18 protein-coding genes are annotated in these 16,700 nt (G+C 55.3%); 8 read left to right on the forward strand and 10 right to left on the reverse strand.

What is annotated here, in order from left to right:
* Positions 1 to 12: 12 nt before the first annotated feature.
* From KQI26_RS02070 to KQI26_RS02085, 4 genes are all read right to left on the reverse strand, one after another.
* The gene (locus KQI26_RS02070) at positions 13 to 615 is read right to left on the reverse strand and encodes a nucleoside triphosphate pyrophosphatase (RefSeq protein ID WP_216503002.1); all 603 of its coding nucleotides are present in this window, start codon (positions 613 to 615) and stop codon (positions 13 to 15) included.
* Between the two features lie 9 nt (positions 616 to 624).
* Positions 625 to 1,077 (reverse strand): dUTP diphosphatase, encoded by a 453-nt coding sequence (dut, locus tag KQI26_RS02075; protein WP_118746336.1) that lies wholly within the window; start codon positions 1,075 to 1,077, stop codon positions 625 to 627.
* Between the two features lie 63 nt (positions 1,078 to 1,140).
* On the reverse strand, positions 1,141 to 3,237 hold the full coding sequence (locus KQI26_RS02080; RefSeq protein WP_216503004.1) for a U32 family peptidase: 2,097 nt from the start codon (positions 3,235 to 3,237) through the stop codon (positions 1,141 to 1,143).
* Positions 3,238 to 3,280: 43 nt separating this feature from the next.
* Positions 3,281 to 3,574, reverse strand: a complete 294-nt coding sequence (locus KQI26_RS02085) for a cell division protein ZapA (RefSeq protein WP_177613628.1) — start codon at positions 3,572 to 3,574, stop codon at positions 3,281 to 3,283.
* Between the two features lie 205 nt (positions 3,575 to 3,779).
* Between KQI26_RS02085 and KQI26_RS02090 the strand changes: the two genes are divergently transcribed.
* The 7 genes from KQI26_RS02090 (at position 3,780) to KQI26_RS02120 (ending at position 10,303) form a co-directional block, all read left to right on the forward strand.
* The gene (locus tag KQI26_RS02090) at positions 3,780 to 4,370 is read left to right on the forward strand and encodes a CYTH domain-containing protein (RefSeq protein WP_216503006.1); all 591 of its coding nucleotides are present in this window, start codon (positions 3,780 to 3,782) and stop codon (positions 4,368 to 4,370) included.
* A gap of 14 nt (positions 4,371 to 4,384) precedes the next feature.
* A complete protein-coding gene (locus KQI26_RS02095) occupies positions 4,385 to 5,482 on the forward strand; it encodes a DUF3810 domain-containing protein (RefSeq protein ID WP_216503007.1) in 1,098 nt (365 codons plus the stop codon).
* Between the two features lie 113 nt (positions 5,483 to 5,595).
* Positions 5,596 to 6,411: a transporter substrate-binding domain-containing protein gene (locus tag KQI26_RS02100; protein ID WP_216503009.1), complete on the forward strand. Its 816-nt coding sequence runs from the start codon at positions 5,596 to 5,598 to the stop codon at positions 6,409 to 6,411.
* Positions 6,412 to 6,575: 164 nt separating this feature from the next.
* Positions 6,576 to 7,385, forward strand: coding sequence for a transporter substrate-binding domain-containing protein (locus KQI26_RS02105; protein WP_216503013.1), 810 nt, complete (start codon positions 6,576 to 6,578; stop codon positions 7,383 to 7,385).
* Between the two features lie 93 nt (positions 7,386 to 7,478).
* Positions 7,479 to 8,165: an amino acid ABC transporter permease gene (locus KQI26_RS02110; RefSeq protein ID WP_216503076.1), complete on the forward strand. Its 687-nt coding sequence runs from the start codon at positions 7,479 to 7,481 to the stop codon at positions 8,163 to 8,165.
* Positions 8,149 to 8,895, forward strand: a complete 747-nt coding sequence (locus tag KQI26_RS02115; RefSeq protein ID WP_371744056.1) for an amino acid ABC transporter ATP-binding protein — start codon at positions 8,149 to 8,151, stop codon at positions 8,893 to 8,895. Before KQI26_RS02110 ends, KQI26_RS02115 begins: the two co-directional genes overlap by 17 nt.
* Positions 8,896 to 9,112: 217 nt before the next feature.
* Entirely contained in the window at positions 9,113 to 10,303 is a 1,191-nt protein-coding gene (locus KQI26_RS02120) for an iron-containing alcohol dehydrogenase (RefSeq protein ID WP_216503014.1), read from the forward strand.
* 59 nt (positions 10,304 to 10,362) lie between these two features.
* Here the strand turns inward: KQI26_RS02120 and KQI26_RS02125 are convergent, their stop codons facing one another.
* From KQI26_RS02125 to KQI26_RS02150, 6 genes are all read right to left on the reverse strand, one after another.
* Positions 10,363 to 10,887 carry a hypothetical protein gene (locus KQI26_RS02125; protein WP_216503015.1) on the reverse strand — a complete coding sequence of 175 codons (525 nt, stop codon included), beginning with the start codon at positions 10,885 to 10,887 and terminating at the stop codon, positions 10,363 to 10,365.
* 45 nt (positions 10,888 to 10,932) lie between these two features.
* Positions 10,933 to 12,234, reverse strand: coding sequence for a hypothetical protein (locus KQI26_RS02130; RefSeq protein WP_147421384.1), 1,302 nt, complete (start codon positions 12,232 to 12,234; stop codon positions 10,933 to 10,935).
* A gap of 162 nt (positions 12,235 to 12,396) precedes the next feature.
* Positions 12,397 to 13,563 (reverse strand): sodium ion-translocating decarboxylase subunit beta, encoded by a 1,167-nt coding sequence (locus tag KQI26_RS02135; RefSeq protein ID WP_216503016.1) that lies wholly within the window; start codon positions 13,561 to 13,563, stop codon positions 12,397 to 12,399.
* A 15-nt stretch (positions 13,564 to 13,578) separates the two neighbouring features.
* Positions 13,579 to 13,992 carry an acetyl-CoA carboxylase biotin carboxyl carrier protein subunit gene (locus KQI26_RS02140; protein ID WP_118746345.1) on the reverse strand — a complete coding sequence of 138 codons (414 nt, stop codon included), beginning with the start codon at positions 13,990 to 13,992 and terminating at the stop codon, positions 13,579 to 13,581.
* A gap of 17 nt (positions 13,993 to 14,009) precedes the next feature.
* Positions 14,010 to 14,390, reverse strand: coding sequence for an OadG family protein (locus tag KQI26_RS02145; RefSeq protein WP_216503017.1), 381 nt, complete (start codon positions 14,388 to 14,390; stop codon positions 14,010 to 14,012).
* Between the two features lie 12 nt (positions 14,391 to 14,402).
* The gene (locus tag KQI26_RS02150; protein WP_118425201.1) at positions 14,403 to 15,782 is read right to left on the reverse strand and encodes an oxaloacetate decarboxylase subunit alpha; all 1,380 of its coding nucleotides are present in this window, start codon (positions 15,780 to 15,782) and stop codon (positions 14,403 to 14,405) included.
* A 382-nt stretch (positions 15,783 to 16,164) separates the two neighbouring features.
* Here KQI26_RS02150 and KQI26_RS02155 point away from each other — a divergent pair, with 382 nt between their 5' ends.
* Complete coding sequence (locus KQI26_RS02155) at positions 16,165 to 16,374, forward strand: hypothetical protein (protein ID WP_216503018.1); 210 nt, start codon at positions 16,165 to 16,167, stop codon at positions 16,372 to 16,374.
* Positions 16,375 to 16,700 lie beyond the last annotated feature (326 nt).

Here is a 16,700-nt window from a genome sequence, read left to right on the forward strand (position 1 = left end):
TTCTGCGGCACCTCACGCCGGATCGTCTAACAGGGGCCCGCGGCCCCCTTCTCCCGCCCAGGGAAGCCCCATCTCCGAAAACAGTCGGGCCAGGGGCGCCAGAGGCAGGCCTACCACATTGTAAAAATCTCCTTCCACCCGCTGCACCAACAGAGCGCCTTTGCCCTGGATGCCGTAGGAACCGGCCTTGTCCATGGGCTCGCCGGTGGAAAGGTACCAATCGATCATTTCCCGGGACAGGGGATAAAAGGTCACCGCCGTCTCTTCCCAGTGGGTCAGGGTACGGCTGTGGCTCATCAGCACCAGGCCGGTGCACACCTTGTGGGTGCGGCCCGAGAGCTGCTCCAGCATCTGCCGGGCCTGCGCCAAGGCGCCCGGTTTGCCCAGGATGGTGTTTTCCAGGCAGACCACGGTGTCGGCGGCCAGCACCACATCCCCTTCCCCGGCCCCCTTTAAAGCACTGCAGGCCTTCTGCAAAGCGATTTGGGTGACATAGTCCTGAGGAAGGGCGGCATCGCTCACTTCCTCACAGTTTTGCGGGCGAACATCAAAAGAGAGCCCCAACCCCTGCAGCAGCTGTCGGCGGCGGGGGGAGGCGGAAGCCAGAATCAGCATAGATCCTCCTTAATTTCGTCCGGTAGAGCCGAAACCACCGGCCCCTCTCTCTGTGGGGTCCAGGGTCTCGCAGGGCATGGGTTCGGCCTGCACCACCGGCACCACCATCAGCTGGGCGATCCGGTCGCCGTCCCGCACGGTGATGGGAGAGGAAGAAAGATTGACAACGCTGCACAGGATCTCTCCCCGGTAGTCGGTGTCGATGAGCCCCACTCCGTTGGCCAGAGTCAGCCCCTGGCGGGTGGCAAGGCCGCTGCGGGCCAGCACCAGCCCGGCATGGAGGGCGGGCAGCTGAATGGCGATGCCCGTGGGGATGGCGGCCCGCTCCATGGGCTGCAAGGTCATGGGCTCCAGAAGAAAAGCCCGCAGATCCATGGCGCAGGAGCCGGGGGTGGCATATTGGGGCACGGGGGCCAGACGGCCCATTTTATCAGGGATACATTGTATTTTTAGTGTTTCCATAGTACTCCTATCTTAACGCATCAGACAGACAATTTGGCGAACAAAAAGAAAATTTTTATGGATTTATTCCACACCCCGGTAATAAAGTCCCCGGGTAAAGCGCCCTTCTATGGTCAGTCCCTGGTCATAGCGGCGGGCCACGGCGGCACATTCCTGGGCGCTTTCGGTGGTGAAGCACAGGCGGACATAGCGCAGGCCCAGGCGGGTATAATCCTTCTTTTTGTCGCTGAGCACCACCGGTTCGCTGTTATAAAGGGTGTTGCGGCATCCCGGCTCGGGAAAGAGGGGGAACTGGCGGCCGGTCTTGTCCGAAAGGAAATGCTGTCCTTCCTTGCAGGCGCATTTTCCCGCTCCCCGGCGGATGGCGCAGTTTTCAAAGATCATCAGGGGCAGACGGCCGTAGACGATGGCCTCGCAGGGCAAAGCCTTGCTCACATCCCGCATCTGGGGGAAGGTCATTTCAAAGGACAATGTGGCGCTTTGGAGCCCCTGGGCTTTCAGCTCCTTCAAAGCCTGGGAATTCATGATGTTCAGCCCAAAATCACCCCGCAGGGCAAAGCCGCTTTCCTTCAGGAGGGCGGCATGGCCCACATTGGAGCACACCACCTGGCCGATCCCCGCCTTTTTGCACTGGCGCAGCATCTCCAAAAACGGCGGCCACTGGCTGTCGAACATGATTCGAGGCAGAACCGGAGCCACCTGGATGCCCTTTTCCTGTTGCAGGGCGATGCACTCCGGCAGATGCCGGACGCACTCCTCCAGGGGAAGATACACATAGTCCGGATACAGAACAAGGAGAGGGGCAGAAAGCTGGTCAAACCGCTGGACCTGGAAAATCAGGCCGGGCTCTCCCTGGTGCTCCAGACGCCGTGCACCGGGCTGCCACTCCCCTTCTCTCCGCCGGGGCGACCGGCGGCGCAAGGAGGTAAGGCCGTCCAGGCATTGGCGGCGCATGGCGTTGATGGTGCTGGCCGGGATGCGCAGCATGGGGTCCAGAGCAATGTCCATCTTTTCCGGATAAAACACCGTGCCGCCGGTTTTGGACAGGTTCCGGGCCACTTCTTCCTGGGTGGTAGCCCGGGAAATGGCCCATTCTGCCATGGGGGCCTGGGCTTCATAGGAAAAGCCGTCTCCATCGGTGACGGTTAGCTTCATCTCCCGCCCTTCCAGAGCGGTAAAGGACAGATGAATGGGCACCCGGGGATTTTCCTTCCCCTCGTAGAGCTGGCGGGCCTGGGCGTAAACACCCCGGGCCGCCCGGGCGTCCTCTTCCCGACGGACACCGAACATCTGGGAGCCGGTTTTCCCTGTATAATACCCGTCGGTAAAGCCGCTGCGGGAGAAAACCTGTTCCAGCTGCTTCATTTCCTCCTGGGTGGGCGCTCTTCCCTGCTGGATGGCTTTTTTATAGATGCTGGTCACCAAGGCGGTGTATTCCGGCCGCTTCATCCGGCCTTCGATCTTGACGCAGGCCACCCCGGCCTGTTCCAGCTCCTGCAGGTGGGTGCACAGAGACAGATCCTTCAGACTGAGCCAGGGGGCGGGTTTTCCGCCGTCAAAGCCATAGGCCATGCGGCAGGGCTGGGCGCACAGGCCCCGGTTGCCGCTGCGGCCGCCGATGGCGGCAGAGAGATAGCACTGGCCGGAATAGCACATACACAAAGCTCCATGACAGAACACTTCGGTTTCGATGCCGCAGCGCTCTGTGATGAAGCGGATCTCATCCAGAGGCAGCTCCCGGGAGAGCACCACCCGGGAAAAGCCCATCTCTTTGCAGGCGATGGCCCCCGCCAGGTCGTGAACAGTCATCTGGGTGGAGGCGTGCACCGGCAGATCGGGGGCCAGCGCCCGCACCATGCGCAGCACGCCCAGATCCTGGACGATGACGGCGCTGGCTCCCTCCCGGTTCAGTGTGCTAATGAGGGAAGCGGCCTTTTGCAGTTCTCGGTCGGTGAGAAGGGTGTTCACCGTCACATAGGTGTGCACGCCCCGCAGGCGGCAATAGCGCAAAAGCTCGGGGAGCTCCTCTCCGGAAATATTCTTGGCGCTGCGCCGGGCGTTAAAGTCTCCGGCGCCGAAATAGATGGCGTCGGCGCCGCCGGCGATGGCGGCCATGGCCGATTCCAAAGAACCGGCGGGGCTCATCAGCTCCAAAGCCATGGCTTTGTTTTCCTCCTTTGCCTGGTCTGTCTGTTGGGTCCGGTTATCCCCGCTTCAGCCGGGCCAGTTCGGCCCGCAGGGAAGCGGCTTCATCGGCGTATTCCCGGATCTGGCTGCGCAGGCTGTCCGAAGCCGCCTGGGCCTTGTAATAATCGTCTGCAATATTCAAAGCGGCCATCACTGCCGCTGTCAAAGCCGAAAGATTGGCAGAGCCCTGGTGCACTTCCCGCAGTTTACGGTCCACCAGCTCGGCGGTTTTTTTCACATATTGGGGGTCGTCGTCGGCCAGAAGATGATATTCCATGCCTCCGATGGTCACCGTCACTCGATTCTTCACAGAAACCCGCCCTTTCCGGCGGCTTTGGCCGCCTTTTCTAAGAATAATATACCTAATATAGAAGTATATCATAGGAATCGCTGTTTGTTAAGGGAAAAAACCCCCTTCTTGAGACAGGGGACGGGCCGTGATACAATACCCATATAAAATAGGTATCATAGGCACGGTATGGCCGCAGACCTTCTGCGGAGCAAAGGAGCAGAACATGGAAATCGAAGTGAAGTACAAAGGAGAGGAAGGCATCGATCTGTTTGCCCATCCTCTTTTGGCCCCCTTCCTGGGGCCTTTGGGGGAGACGCCCATGAGCGCTTTTTATTATGATACGCCGGAGTCCGGCTGTGCTCAGGCGGGCTTTGCCCTGCGCCTGCGCCGGGAGGGGCCGGAGTCGGTGTGTACAGTCAAAGGCGGCGGTATGCAGGACGGCGTGGCCCGCCGGGTGGAGATCGAAGAAAAGGCAGACACCCTGGAACAGGGGGTGCAGGCTCTTTTGAACCGTCCCGACCTGCCGGAAAGCTGGCGGGAGACCTTGAGCGGGCCTTTTCAGGAAAAGGCCCGGATGGAGTTTTGTCGCTTATCCGCTCTGTTTTCCCGGGAGGGATTGACGGTGGAGCTGTGCCGGGATCAAGGGTGCATTCGGGCCGGGGGCAAAGAGGCCCCCATTGACGAATGGGAACTGGAGCTGAAAAAAGGTTCGGAAGAGGATTTTGACGCCTTGCGCCGGGAGCTGGAAAAAAGCCTGGGCCTCAAGGGCTGGGAAAAGTCCAAATTCGCTCGGGCCATGGAGCTTTTGGCATGAGGGGGCGGAACATATTGGCCTTTTTGAAAAAAGGCTATGGGAAACTGCGGCAGCTGTTGGGTCGGGCTCTTCCTGCGGCTTTGTGGGGCGGACTATTCTGGCTGATCGTTTTATGTATGGGGCACTTTTTCGGCGAGGGCAGCCGGGCCATGGCCCGGGCGGTGACAGGGGCCATCGCCTTCTGCACCGAAAAGATCCCCATTCCCCTGTCGGAGGTGTTTCTGGCCTTGGCGGTGGTGCTTGTGCTCTGGTTCCTTCTGGGTGGCGCCATCCGGGGAAAAGGCCGGGGCTTTCTTCGGGGACTTTGCCGTACGGCGGCGTTGACCCTTTGGGTAGGCGGCGCTTTTACCTTCCTGTGGGGCGTACAGTATCAGGCCCCTTCCCTGGCGGAGGAGCTGGGCCTTTCCGTCCGGCCCCGGTCGGTGGATGAACTGATGGAAAGCGCCATGATCCTTTTGGAGCAGGCCAATGAGCTGGCCGATCAGGTGCCCCGGGATGAAGACGGCACCTTTTTATCCGGGGATTTTTCCGCCCTCAGCCAGGAGACCGGCGCCCAGTATGAAAAGCTGGGAGAAAGCTATTCGGTCTATGGGTCCGGGCGGGTGACCATGGCCAAACAGGCCCGGGTGCTGGGAAAACTGATGCCCTGGGTGGGCATTGCAGGCTATTACTTCCCCTTTACCGCCGAGCCCACCGTGGGGCCCACGGTGAGCACCCACCTGGCCTATAACATCGCCCATGAGCAGGCCCATTGCCTGGGAGTGGCTCCCGAGGATGGGGCAGGTTTTTCCGCCTATCTGGCCTGTGTGAACAGCGATGATCTCGGTGTCCGGTACAGCGGCGTCATCAATGGCTATATTTATCTGTCCAACGCCCTTTATGATGTGTCCCCGGAGCTGTCCTCCCTGCTCAGCAGTCAGGTGGGAGAAAACCTCCGCCGGGATATCCGGGCCCTCAACGATTATCTCAGCCAGTTCGAAGGCCCGGCCAAAACCGCGGGCACGGCCGTCAACGATGCCTACCTGAAAGCCCAGAACCAAACGGCCGGCATCCAGAGTTATGGCAATATGGCGGACTTGCTCATTGCCTATACACTGGACGGTTTGGAATGAGATTTTTATGCAGAGTGATGAATAAATAACTATTGCGATTTTATACGGAGTATCGTATAATTATCCCATCGAAGACAAAGCGAATGCTTTTCAGATTGATGGAGGGAATTGCAATGAAACTGCTGAAAAAACTCACCGCCCTGTTTTTGGCGGGTATCACCGCCGCCACCCTTGGGGCCTGCACCAAAGAAGGGGGACAAAGCGGGAACGGCTCCCAGAACCAGGAGGAAAAAGACCAGATCGTCCTGGGCACCTCGGCCGACTACGCTCCTTTTGAGTTTCACAAGATCGTCAACGGCGAGGACACCATCATGGGTTGCGATGTGGCTCTGGCCCAGAAGATCGCCGACGACATGGGCAAAGAACTGGTCATTAAAGATATGGACTTCAACAGTCTGCTCACCGAGCTGGACAACGGCACGGTAGACTTCGTCATCGCTTCCCTGGCCCCCAATGAGGAGCGTAAGGAGCAGGTGGACTTTTCCGATTATTATTATACCGGCGGCGTCTGCTGCCTGGTGCGGGCGGAAGATGTGGATACCTACACCACCCCTGACAGCCTGGCCGGTCATTCGGTGGCGGCCCAGACCAGCTCCATCCATGAAAAAGTGGCCAAAGATCAGATGGCCGACTCTCCCCTGGTCTCCCTGGGTAAGGTGCCCGATATGATCATGCAGCTGAAAACCGGCAAGGTGGACGCTGTTTTGATGGATAAAGACACCGCAGACGGCTATCTAGCGGAAAATGACGACCTGGCCCAGGCATCCTTTGAGGTGTTTTACGAAGAAAGCACCTGCGCTGTGGCAGTGAAAAAGGGCAACACTCAGCTGCTGGAGCAGATCAATGAAACGGTGAAAGAAGTGAAGGAGCAGGGCCTGTTTGATCAGTATATGGAAGAAGCCAAGGCCCAGGCCCCCTCGGAGGATTGATCCTTTCACTCTTCCGTCACATTGAACCAGTATTTTCCCTTTCCATTGGGGGATTTCATACAAGTTGATGGGTATTTTGCTATTGAATTAATATGTATAGCGATGTATAATTATTGCACACAATCAAAACGCCCCATATGGGGATTACTGTGGAGGAAATGAAGATGAAACTGAAGAAATTTGCAGCCTTGCTGCTGGCAGCTGTGATGACTCTTTCCATGGCGGCCTGCACCAAGGAAGAGGGCCAGAGCAATGATGGCGGCTCCAAGGGCGGCGAAGAGAAGGATCAGCTGGTGCTGGGTACTTCCGCCGACTTTGCTCCCTATGAGTTCCACAAGATGGTCAACGGCAAAGACACCATCCTGGGCTTCGATGTGGCTCTGGCCAAGAAGATCGCCGAAGAGATGGACAAAGAGCTGGTGATCAAGGACATGGACTTCAACAGCCTGCTCAATGAGCTGAACAACGGCACCGTGGACTTTGTGGCCGCCGGCCTGTCTCCCGATGAAGAGCGGAAAAAGCAGGTGGACTTCTCCGATCCTTATTACTCCGGTGAACAGTGCTGCATCATCCGCAAAGAGGATGCCGAAAAGTATACTTCCCTGGAATCTTTCAAGGACCAGCAGATTGCGGCCCAGACCGGTTCCATTCAGGAGGGCATCGCCAAGGAGCAGTTCCCCGGTTCCGTGCTGGTTTCCCTGCCCAAGCTGCCCGATGAGATCATGTCCCTCAGCAGCGGCAAGGTAGAAGGTGTTATCGTGGAAGTGGCCGTGGCCAAAGGCTTTATCGCTCAGAACCCCGATCTGATGATCGCTGATTTCGATGTTCCCTATGACGCCACCGGCAGCTGCATTGCCGTGAAGAAGGGCAACACCGAGCTGCTGGATCACATCAATTCCGTCATCGCCGATGTGACTTCTTCCGGTGAGATGGACGAGATGGTCAACCAGGCCAACCTGGATTCCGAGTATTAAAAAATATGGGCCGGACGGGGCAGCGCTCCGGCCGGCTCTTGAGCGCTTTCCAAGGCGACAAGAGAGAGAAAAAAGGAGGTTACCGGCTTGAATATATCCTTTTCCTTCCTGCCGGACTACTGGCCCTATTTTAGGGACGGTGTTTATTACACAGTGGTGCTGGCTTTCCTCACAGTGGTTGTGGCTGTGATCCCTGCCATCTGTCTGGCATTGATGCGTTTGTCCAACAACAAGATCCTCAGATTCATTTCCAGTGCTTTTATTGAGATTGTTCGTGGTACTCCCATGCTAGTGCAGGTCTATATCGTTTATTTTGGCTTTTTTGGAGCGGTAAAGCTGCCCAACTACATGCTTTTCGGGTTTATGAACTTTTCCATGTTCCTGCCCTGTATCATCGCTTTGGCCATCAACAGCTCGGCCTATGTGGCGGAAGTCATCCGGGCAGGCATCCTGGCGGTGGACCGGGGCCAGACCGAAGCGGCCCGCTCCCTGGGCATGACCCAGGGCCAGTGCATGCGCATGATCGTGCTGCCCCAGGCTGTGAAGAACATTCTTCCCGCCCTGGGCAACGAGTTTGTTACCCTGGTAAAGGAAAGCTCCATCTGCTCCACCATCGGCGTCAGCGAGCTGATGTTCGGCGCCAACCTGACCCGCGGCGCTACATATCAGACCATGGGCCCCATGTTCCTGGCCGCCGGTCTCTATCTGTGCATTACATTCCCGGCTTCCAAACTGCTGGGTTATGTGGAAAGGAGGATGCGCCGTGGCGACGCCCGCTAATCATCTCATCGAAGTCCAGGGCCTGGTGAAAAAGTTCGGCCCGGAGATCACCGCTCTCGACCATGTGAACCTGACCATCGACAAGGGCCAGGTGGTGGTCATCGTAGGCCCCTCCGGTTCGGGTAAATCCACCCTGCTCCGCTCCCTCAATCTGCTGGAGGTTCCCACCGAAGGCAGCGTCATTTTTGAGGGTGTGGATATCACCGATAAAAAGATCAATCTGGATCAGCACCGCCAGAAGATGGGCATGGTGTTCCAGCATTTTAACCTCTTCCCCCACAAAACCGTGCTGGAGAACATGACTCTGGCTCCCATCAAGGTGAAGAAGATGGACCCGGCCCAGGCGGAAAGTATGGCTATGGACCTGTTGCGCAAGGTCAATCTGGAAGATCGGGCCCAGGCCTATCCGGCTCAGCTCTCCGGCGGCCAGAAACAGCGTATCGCCATTGTGCGTGCTCTGTGCATGCAGCCCGATGTGATGCTCTTTGACGAGCCCACCTCGGCTCTGGACCCGGAAATGGTAGGCGAGGTGCTGGAGGTTATGAAGGACCTGGCCGCCCAGGGCATGACCATGGTGGTGGTCACCCACGAAATGGGCTTTGCCCGGGAAGTGGGTACCCGGGTGCTCTTTATGGATCAGGGCCATCTGTTGGTGGACCAGCCCCCGGAGGAGTTTTTCGGCCATCCCGAAAACCCCCGCTTGCAAGAATTCTTGTCCAAAGTGCTGTAAATTTCAAACTGGGCCGGAGGAATCCTCCGGCCCAGTTGTTTCGGCGATATTGACAAAAAAATATCAAAATTTTGTCCGCTTTGCCTCTTCCCTTTTGAGAAAAAAAGGCGCATAATAAGGCCGAAATCAAAGGAAACGCTGCGGCGCTCTTTTTTTGGGATCAAGTGTTAAAAAAATAACAAATACGGCACGGGCCGCAAACTTAGGAGGAATTGATATGGCACGATTCACATTGCCCCGGGATCTGTATCATGGTAAGGGCGCTATTGAAGAACTGAAGAATCTGAAAGGCAAAAAGGCTATTGTTGTGGTAGGCGGCGGCTCCATGAAGCGTTTCGGCTTCCTGGATAAAGCGGTGAACAACCTGAAGGCGGCCGGCATGGAAGTGCAGCTGTTTGAGAATGTGGAGCCCGATCCTTCTGTGGAGACCGTCATGCGCGGCGCCCAGATGATGCGGGAGTTTGAGCCCGACTGGATCGTGGCCATGGGCGGCGGTTCCCCCATCGATGCGGCCAAAGCCATGTGGGCCTTCTATGAATATCCGGAGACCACCTTTGAGCAGCTGATCACCCCCTTCAACTTCCCCACTCTGCGCACCAAGGCTCACTTCTGCGCCATTCCCTCCACTTCCGGCACAGCCACTGAAGTGACAGCCTTCAGCGTCATCACCGACTATGAGAAGGGCATCAAGTATCCTCTGGCCGACTTTAACATCACCCCCGATGTGGCCATTGTGGACCCGGATCTGGCCGAAACCATGCCCAAAAAGCTGACGGCCCACACCGGTATGGACGCCATGACCCACGCCATCGAGGCTTATGTGTCCACCGCTCATTGCGATTACACCGATCCTCTGGCTCTCCATGCTATCCATATGATCCATGAGGACCTGATCGCCTCCTTCCAGGGAGATATGGCCGCCCGGGATCGGATGCACAACGCCCAGTGCCTGGCCGGCATGGCCTTCTCCAACGCTCTGCTGGGCATCGTTCATTCCATGGCCCACAAGACCGGCGCCGCCTTCTCCGGTGGGCATATTGTCCATGGCTGCGCCAACGCCATGTACCTGCCCAAGGTCATTCGCTATAACGCCAAGAATCCGGAAGCTGCGGAGCGCTATGCCCAGATCGCTAAGTTCCTCCACCTCTCCGGCAGCAACACCGAAGAGCTGGTCACCAGCCTGATCGAAGAGCTGAAGAAGATGAACAAGACCCTGGAGATCCCCTCCTGCATCAAGGATTACGAGGGCGGCATCATCGACGAGAATGAGTTCATGGAGAAACTGCCTCAGGTGGCCGAGCTGGCCATCGGCGATGCCTGCACTGGCACCAATCCCCGCATCCCCACCCAGGAAGAGATGGAGAAGCTGCTGAAGGCTTGCTATTACGACCTGGAGATCGATTTCTAAAATAAAGTATAAAAAAGCAGCGCCGCATCTCGCGGCGCTGCTTTTTTGCTTGTTACAGGTTAAAGCGGGATGTCTTTCAGATCCACTTTGCATTCGTTCCAATCTGAAAAAGTGTGGTTTTCTTCGAACTTTTTCAGAGGAATGCAGGAAAACCAGGCTTTGCATCCCAGCAGGGTACCCTCTCCCCAACCGGCGTAAAAATGATACCGGTCCTCGGAATTGAAGGTGTAGGTTTCGGTGATGCTTTCAAAGGGCAGCAGCACCGGCTGATCGGTGACGCTGAGAGTGGACTGGAGAGTGGGATCGGGTCGGCCCAGGGCTTCATTATAGGAGAAGGGGGTAAACACCGAGCCGCTGTAGGCGATGCGCTGGGGCCAGGGCGTATTGTTCCGCAGGGTGCACTGGACGGTGATCGTTCCTTCGTTTTTGTCGCTGGGCTTCTGGATAACCTTCATAGAAAGGCTGAAGTCCTCCAAAGTGGCGATCTGATCCCGCTGGAAGCCGTAATAGAGCCAGCCGCCGATGCCCAGACCGAGAACAAGAAGCACAAGCAACGTCCCTAGCAGCCATTTTTTCTTTTTCATAAAAGAGAATCATTCCCTTTACTAAGGTGCAAAACTAATACCTGCTTAATTGTGTGCACCAGCGTTATTGTTATATACAGTAACCGGGGTAATACGAAGTCTAGAGGCGATTACATCTTGGCGTGTTCCATTTAGACCGGATGTGACAATGCCAATAAGAACATTAGAACCACCAGCGGTATAGCATATAGCACCGCCACTATCTCCAGGTTGTAGTTTGGCATTGTATCGCAGGAGATTTCTATAATAACGATAACCTCCAGTGTGCTCATCTCGTACAGACTCTGTAGCATTTACCATTTGCAAAGTTCCATTTACCTTTCCAGAGCGTGCGCCAAATATGGAAATAGAATTACCTTCCATATAAGATTGGGCAATATCATCAACTTGGAGATATTCAGAACCGCCAGATTGATTTTTTAGAACATAGGATGTATACCATGTTGTTCCGGAAGAGGTTTCAAATGGAACAAAAGCTGCATCGCCAGTGCCATAAGTTGTAGTAGTGGTGCCTCCAATCATAGAGTGTGTACAAGTTCCTACATAAGTATAGGGACTTGTGAACATCGAAACACGATCTCCAATAGAAGCGACATGGCCTGCAGTTACGAAGCCATATTTGCGTGTACTTTCATTAAAAGCATTGTAGCCGACAGAGCCAAGAGGACTGGTATTGGTAGCGATAGCATCTCCACCATAGAAATACGCTAGTGCATTATTTTCAGGTGCTTCAAAAAAGTTTAGCAACTCTTCTGAATAAGCAGGAAAACGATTTTGCACATAATTACGAATCTCATCCTCTAGTTGTTGAGTTAAGGATTCAACATATACATCTACACTATTAGTTTTTTGTACATAACCAATGGTTCGGATGTTATATTGTTCCATAACATTTTCGAGTATTGATTGTACATTTTGTAGCTGCAAAAGAGAATATTTCACAGGTATATATTTCACAGGAAGTTCTTTCATATGGGTAGTAATTTCGGATTTCAATTCAGAATCAAAATTGCTAGTTTCAGCGATATTCAATGGTGAAATTTCTGTTTTTATATTAGCTACAGAATGCAACTCATTGGGAGCAGCAACCACACAAACATATACAGTGTCTCCACCATTTGTGTACATGCCTCCATAAATCGAAGATAATGCAGTGTCTTTGGAAGAAAATTCAAGAACTTCTTTTTGATATAAAAGTTGCGCTTGAAGCTTTGCTACTTCAGTACGAATAAGAGGATCTGTTTTGCGAGAATACTCAGGTGCTGCTGTATTTACCGCATATGTTCGTGGGATACAGATAGAAACCAACATCATTACTGCACATAAGAGCGATGACCATCTTTTCATAACAATTTTCCTCCTTTACTATATTAGTTGTATAATATAGTAAATATTATACAGTATATAACTAAAAAAGCAACTGTCAATATGTACAAAAAACAAAGTAAATATATATAAAGTTAAAAGAACGCTGTGCAAAGCACAGCGTTCTTTTTTGCAGTTTGCAGCTTAGCCGAACATTTTCAGCAGGAAGCCCGCCGCCACAGCACTGCCGATCACGCCGGCCACATTGGGGCCCATGGCGAACATCAGCAGATAATTGGATTTGTTGTACTTCTGGCCTTCCACATTGGCCACACGGGCAGCCATAGGCACAGCAGACACGCCGGCCGCACCGATCAGGGGGTTGATCTTGCCGTGGGACAGTTTGCACATCAACTTGCCCAGCAGCACGCCGCCGGCGGTGGAGAAGGCAAAAGCCACAAGGCCCAGACAGATGATCATCAGAGTCTGGGGCTTGAGGAAGATGGTGCCGTCGGCACTGGCGCCCACAGACACACCCAGCAGAATGGTGACGATGTTGATCAGAGCATTCTGAGCGGTGTCACTGAGACGAGGCACAACGCCGCTTTCCCGGAACAGGTTGCCCAGCATGAACATACCCAGCAGAGGAGCCACAGAGGGGAGCATCAGCACCACCACGATGGTCACGGCGATGGGGAAGATGATCTTTTCGGTCTGAGAGACCTTCCGCAGCTGCTTCATCTGGATCTTCCGCTCTTTTTCCGTGGTCAGCAGCCGCATGATGGGGGGCTGGATCAGGGGGATCAGAGCCATGTAGGAATAGGCCGCCACCGCAATGGGAGCCAATAGCTCAGAAGCCAGCTTGGTGGCCAGAAAGATAGCCGTGGGTCCGTCGGCGCCGCCGATGATGGCGATGGCCGCTGCCTGTTGGGGAGTGAAGTCGATGCCCGGGATGGTGTGGCCCATCACAATGGCCAGCACAAAGGCCACATAAATGCCCAGCTGAGCAGCAGCGCCCAGCAGCAGGCTCATGGGGTTGGCCAGCATGGGACCGAAGTCGGTCATGGCGCCCACGCCCATAAAGATCAGACAGGGGAAAATACTGCTCTTAACGCCTTGGCTGAACAGATACAGCAGTCCGGCCTTGGTCCAGCTCTCCCCTTCCGGCGGCGGGCTCATCAGTCCGCCCAGAGGCAGGTTGACCAGCAGCATGCCAAAAGCAATGGTCAGAAGGAGCATGGGCTCGAACTTTTTCACAATGGCTAGATAGATCAGGGCACAGGCCACCAGGATCATGACGACCTGCTCCCAGGTGATGGCAGCAAATCCGCTGTCCATCACCAGACCCTTGAGAACTTCTGTGATATTCATAAAGATGTCCTCCTCTTAGGAGATCACAAAGAGCAGATCGCCGGTGTTCACCTGAGCACCCTTGGTGGCGGCCATCTGAGCGATGGTGCCGGAGCAGGGAGCGGTGATCTCGTTTTCCATCTTCATGGCTTCCAGGATGATGATCACATCCCCTTCCTTGACAGCGGCGCCAGTCTGGACCTTGATGTCGATGATGGAGCCGGGCATGGGGGATTCCACCTTGGTGCCGGCGGCTGCGGCCACAGGAGCGGGAGCAGCAGCGGGGGCCGGGGCGGCTGCGGGAGCAGGTGCTGCGGCCGGTGCCGGAGCGGGTGCTGCCGGAGCGGCGGCTACCACCACGGGAGCGTCGGTGACGCTTTCCAGAATGGCCTCGCCCTTTTCCACCAGGACTTCATAATTCTTGCCGTTGAGTGTGACGATGTATTTCATTTGCTCTTGTTCCTCCCTTAGTCGATGGGCCGGATGGAGATGAACCGCAGGGTGTTCAGCGGCTCGCCCATCTGGTCGGCTACGATGGCCATGATCATGGCAGCGTCTTTGTCGTCCACAGTGGTCAAGTCACATTCCCCGCGGGACTGCGTAACGGGGATGGGTTTGCCCTGGGGCTTGGGGGGCTCCTGGGGCTTGGGAGCCGGGGCGGGGGCCGCAGGCTCTGCCTTGGCGGGGGCGTTATCCTCCTGGGAAATGCGGGCCACGACCTTGGACATGATGGCGATGATCACGGCCAGAAGGGCCAGAACAGCCATGACCACTGCAATGCCCAGACCAGCGGTGACCAGAGCTTCGCCCACCGACATTTCCGTGATGGCCAAAACGATGTTTGTCATACCGCTGCCTCCTTAGTCCACTTTGCGGATCTGATAGGAGACGGTGTTGTGTTCCCGCTCCTCGCGCTCTTTGAAGAACTTCTCGGCGATCTGGGGGAAGGCCACATAGGACAGCACATCCTCATCGCTGCGGGCCAGGTCACCGATCTCTTTCTTGGCCTTTTCAAAGCCGGGCTCCAATGTGTCGGCAAAGCGGCACTCCAGGGGCTTTTCATCTCCCAGCACCTTCTTGACCAGCTCGGCGTTCAGCTCGCCGGGAGCTCTGCCGTATTCGCCGCGGATATAGGCCTTGATCTCTTTGGTGATGTTCTTATACCGCTGGCCGGAGAGCACATTGTTGGCCGCCTGCACGCCCACCATCTGGCTGGAGGGGGTGACCAGGGGCGGATAACCCAGGTCGGCACGGACTCTGGGGGTCTCTTCCAGAACTTCCTGGAGACGGTCCAGAGCGTTCTGAGCCTTCAGCTGAGCAATCAGGTTGGACAGCATGCCGCCGGGCACCTGATAGGTCAGAGAGTCGGGATCGGTGCCCATGACCACCGGGTTGAGCAGGCCGGTTTCCAGAGCCTTGTCCCGGATGGGGCGGAAGAAGTCGTTGATCTCTTTCAGCACATCCTCATTCAGGCCGGCGTCATAGCCAAACTGCTTGAGGGTGTAGTTCATGGACTCTGTGGGGGGCTGAGAAGTGCCGCCGGACATGCAGGCGATGGCGCAGTCGATGGTGGTAGCGCCGGCTTCGATGGCCTTCAGATAGGTCATGGGGCCCAGGCCGGTGGTGCAGTGGGTGTGAACCACGATGGGCAGCTTGACGGCTTCCTTCACCGCCTTGACCAGGTCATAGGCCTCCTTGGGAGACATGATGCCGGCCATATCCTTGATGCAGATGCTGTGGCAGCCCATCTTCTCCAGCTGACGGGCCAGGTTCACGAAGTTTTCCGGGGTGTGAATGGGGCTGGTGGTATAGCACAGGGTGCCCTGAACATGGGCGCCGGCCTTGATGGCCTCGTCCACCGCCACTTCGATGTTCCGCAAGTCGTTGAGGGCGTCGAAGATGCGGATGATGTCAATGCCGTTTTCCACGCTCTTGCGCACGAAAGCCCGGACGATGTCATCGGGATAGTGCTTGTAGCCCAGCAGGTTTTGGCCGCGCAGCAACATCTGCAGCTTGGTGTTCTTTACCACTTTGCGGATCTTGCGCAAGCGCTCCCAGGGATCTTCATGTAGGTAGCGCAGGCAGGAATCGAAGGTGGCGCCGCCCCAGCACTCCAGGGCGTAGTAGCCGGCCTTGTCCATGGTCTCCAGGATGGGCTCAAAGTCGCTCATGGGCATGCGGGTGGCGATCAGCGACTGGTTGGCGTCCCGAAGTACCGTTTCGGTGATGTTGATTTTCATCTGCTTTTCCTCCATCTGATTAAAAGTGACAGATCAAAATTTCCGTTATTTTCATAGTACCATAAAATTGCTTAAAATCAAAGAACATTGTTATTTTCTAAACGGATTTTAAAGAAAATGTAAAAAGGGGCCAAAGGGACTTTTTTTTCTTTTTTCTTTTTTCCCATGCTTTTCTTTTAAAAGAAAAATATGATATAATAAAAAATTATGAATATATATGACAGAAAATGGATCCTAAGACAACTTATTCCTGTTTGCCTGCTTGGAGCGACGGGAGAAAGTGCACAAAATAGCGGATAGATATCAAATGGATCTGCGCAATATAACCATATTGATTTGAGGCAAACTGTGCAGGCCGTCAATAGAAATGCGGGATAGCAGCATGATGTGTGACACCGGCTGCGGCGGCCACTATGCCCAGTACGGGCAAGCGGTACTGGCCCAGGGCTTTGACCGGACACAAAACAACGCCCCTGTGGTGTTCTGCTCCTATCCCCTGGCTTGCGAAACCTGCGGTAAGCATATATGGAGCCATACCCAGGTGGAGCTGCCTGCGGAGCTGGTGGAAGAGGCCGCAGAGCTGATCTGGTGAGCAAAAACAAACAGTGAAAAAATGCATCGTTCAGGGCCCCGAATTTTTCGGGGCCCTGACTGTCAAAAAACCTATATAATGCAAAGAAACCGTTTGCCTTACCCCTCATCAATTCGCAAAAACCGGCGACCGGTGCGTCGGTTTTTGCACTTCTCAAGGGGCCAGTGTGGCCGAACGGCTGCACGCAGACTCTTGCAAAACTCGAAAAAGTGGCCTGAGCCACTTTTTCGACACGGACAGCCCCGAATTTTTCGGGGCTCTTTTTTTCCTTTGACCTTTGCCGTAGTTGACAGAATATGATATAATAACATATTGTCAGTATCTAT

The organism is Intestinimonas sp. MSJ-38 (genome assembly GCF_018917925.1).
GTDB lineage: Bacteria > Bacillota > Clostridia > Oscillospirales > Butyricicoccaceae > Pseudobutyricicoccus.

Excerpts from the sequence above, each read along its gene's own strand:
- KQI26_RS02080 (WP_216503004.1), bottom strand. The coding sequence starts at position 3,237 with ATGGCTTTGGAGCTGATGAGCCCCGCCGGTTCTTTGGAATCGGCCATG.
- KQI26_RS02125 (WP_216503015.1), bottom strand. The coding sequence starts at position 10,887 with ATGAAAAAGAAAAAATGGCTGCTAGGGACGTTGCTTGTGCTTCTTGTT.
- KQI26_RS02140 (WP_118746345.1), bottom strand. The coding sequence starts at position 13,992 with ATGAAATACATCGTCACACTCAACGGCAAGAATTATGAAGTCCTGGTG.
- KQI26_RS02105 (WP_216503013.1), top strand. The coding sequence starts at position 6,576 with ATGAAACTGAAGAAATTTGCAGCCTTGCTGCTGGCAGCTGTGATGACT.
- dut (WP_118746336.1), bottom strand. The coding sequence starts at position 1,077 with ATGGAAACACTAAAAATACAATGTATCCCTGATAAAATGGGCCGTCTG.
- KQI26_RS02100 (WP_216503009.1), top strand. The coding sequence starts at position 5,596 with ATGAAACTGCTGAAAAAACTCACCGCCCTGTTTTTGGCGGGTATCACC.
- KQI26_RS02150 (WP_118425201.1), bottom strand. The coding sequence starts at position 15,782 with ATGAAAATCAACATCACCGAAACGGTACTTCGGGACGCCAACCAGTCG.
- KQI26_RS02155 (WP_216503018.1), top strand. The coding sequence starts at position 16,165 with ATGATGTGTGACACCGGCTGCGGCGGCCACTATGCCCAGTACGGGCAA.
- KQI26_RS02130 (WP_147421384.1), bottom strand. The coding sequence starts at position 12,234 with ATGAAAAGATGGTCATCGCTCTTATGTGCAGTAATGATGTTGGTTTCT.
- KQI26_RS02145 (WP_216503017.1), bottom strand. The coding sequence starts at position 14,390 with ATGACAAACATCGTTTTGGCCATCACGGAAATGTCGGTGGGCGAAGCT.
- KQI26_RS02120 (WP_216503014.1), top strand. The coding sequence starts at position 9,113 with ATGGCACGATTCACATTGCCCCGGGATCTGTATCATGGTAAGGGCGCT.
- KQI26_RS02135 (WP_216503016.1), bottom strand. The coding sequence starts at position 13,563 with ATGAATATCACAGAAGTTCTCAAGGGTCTGGTGATGGACAGCGGATTT.
- KQI26_RS02090 (WP_216503006.1), top strand. The coding sequence starts at position 3,780 with ATGGAAATCGAAGTGAAGTACAAAGGAGAGGAAGGCATCGATCTGTTT.
- KQI26_RS02070 (WP_216503002.1), bottom strand. The coding sequence starts at position 615 with ATGCTGATTCTGGCTTCCGCCTCCCCCCGCCGCCGACAGCTGCTGCAG.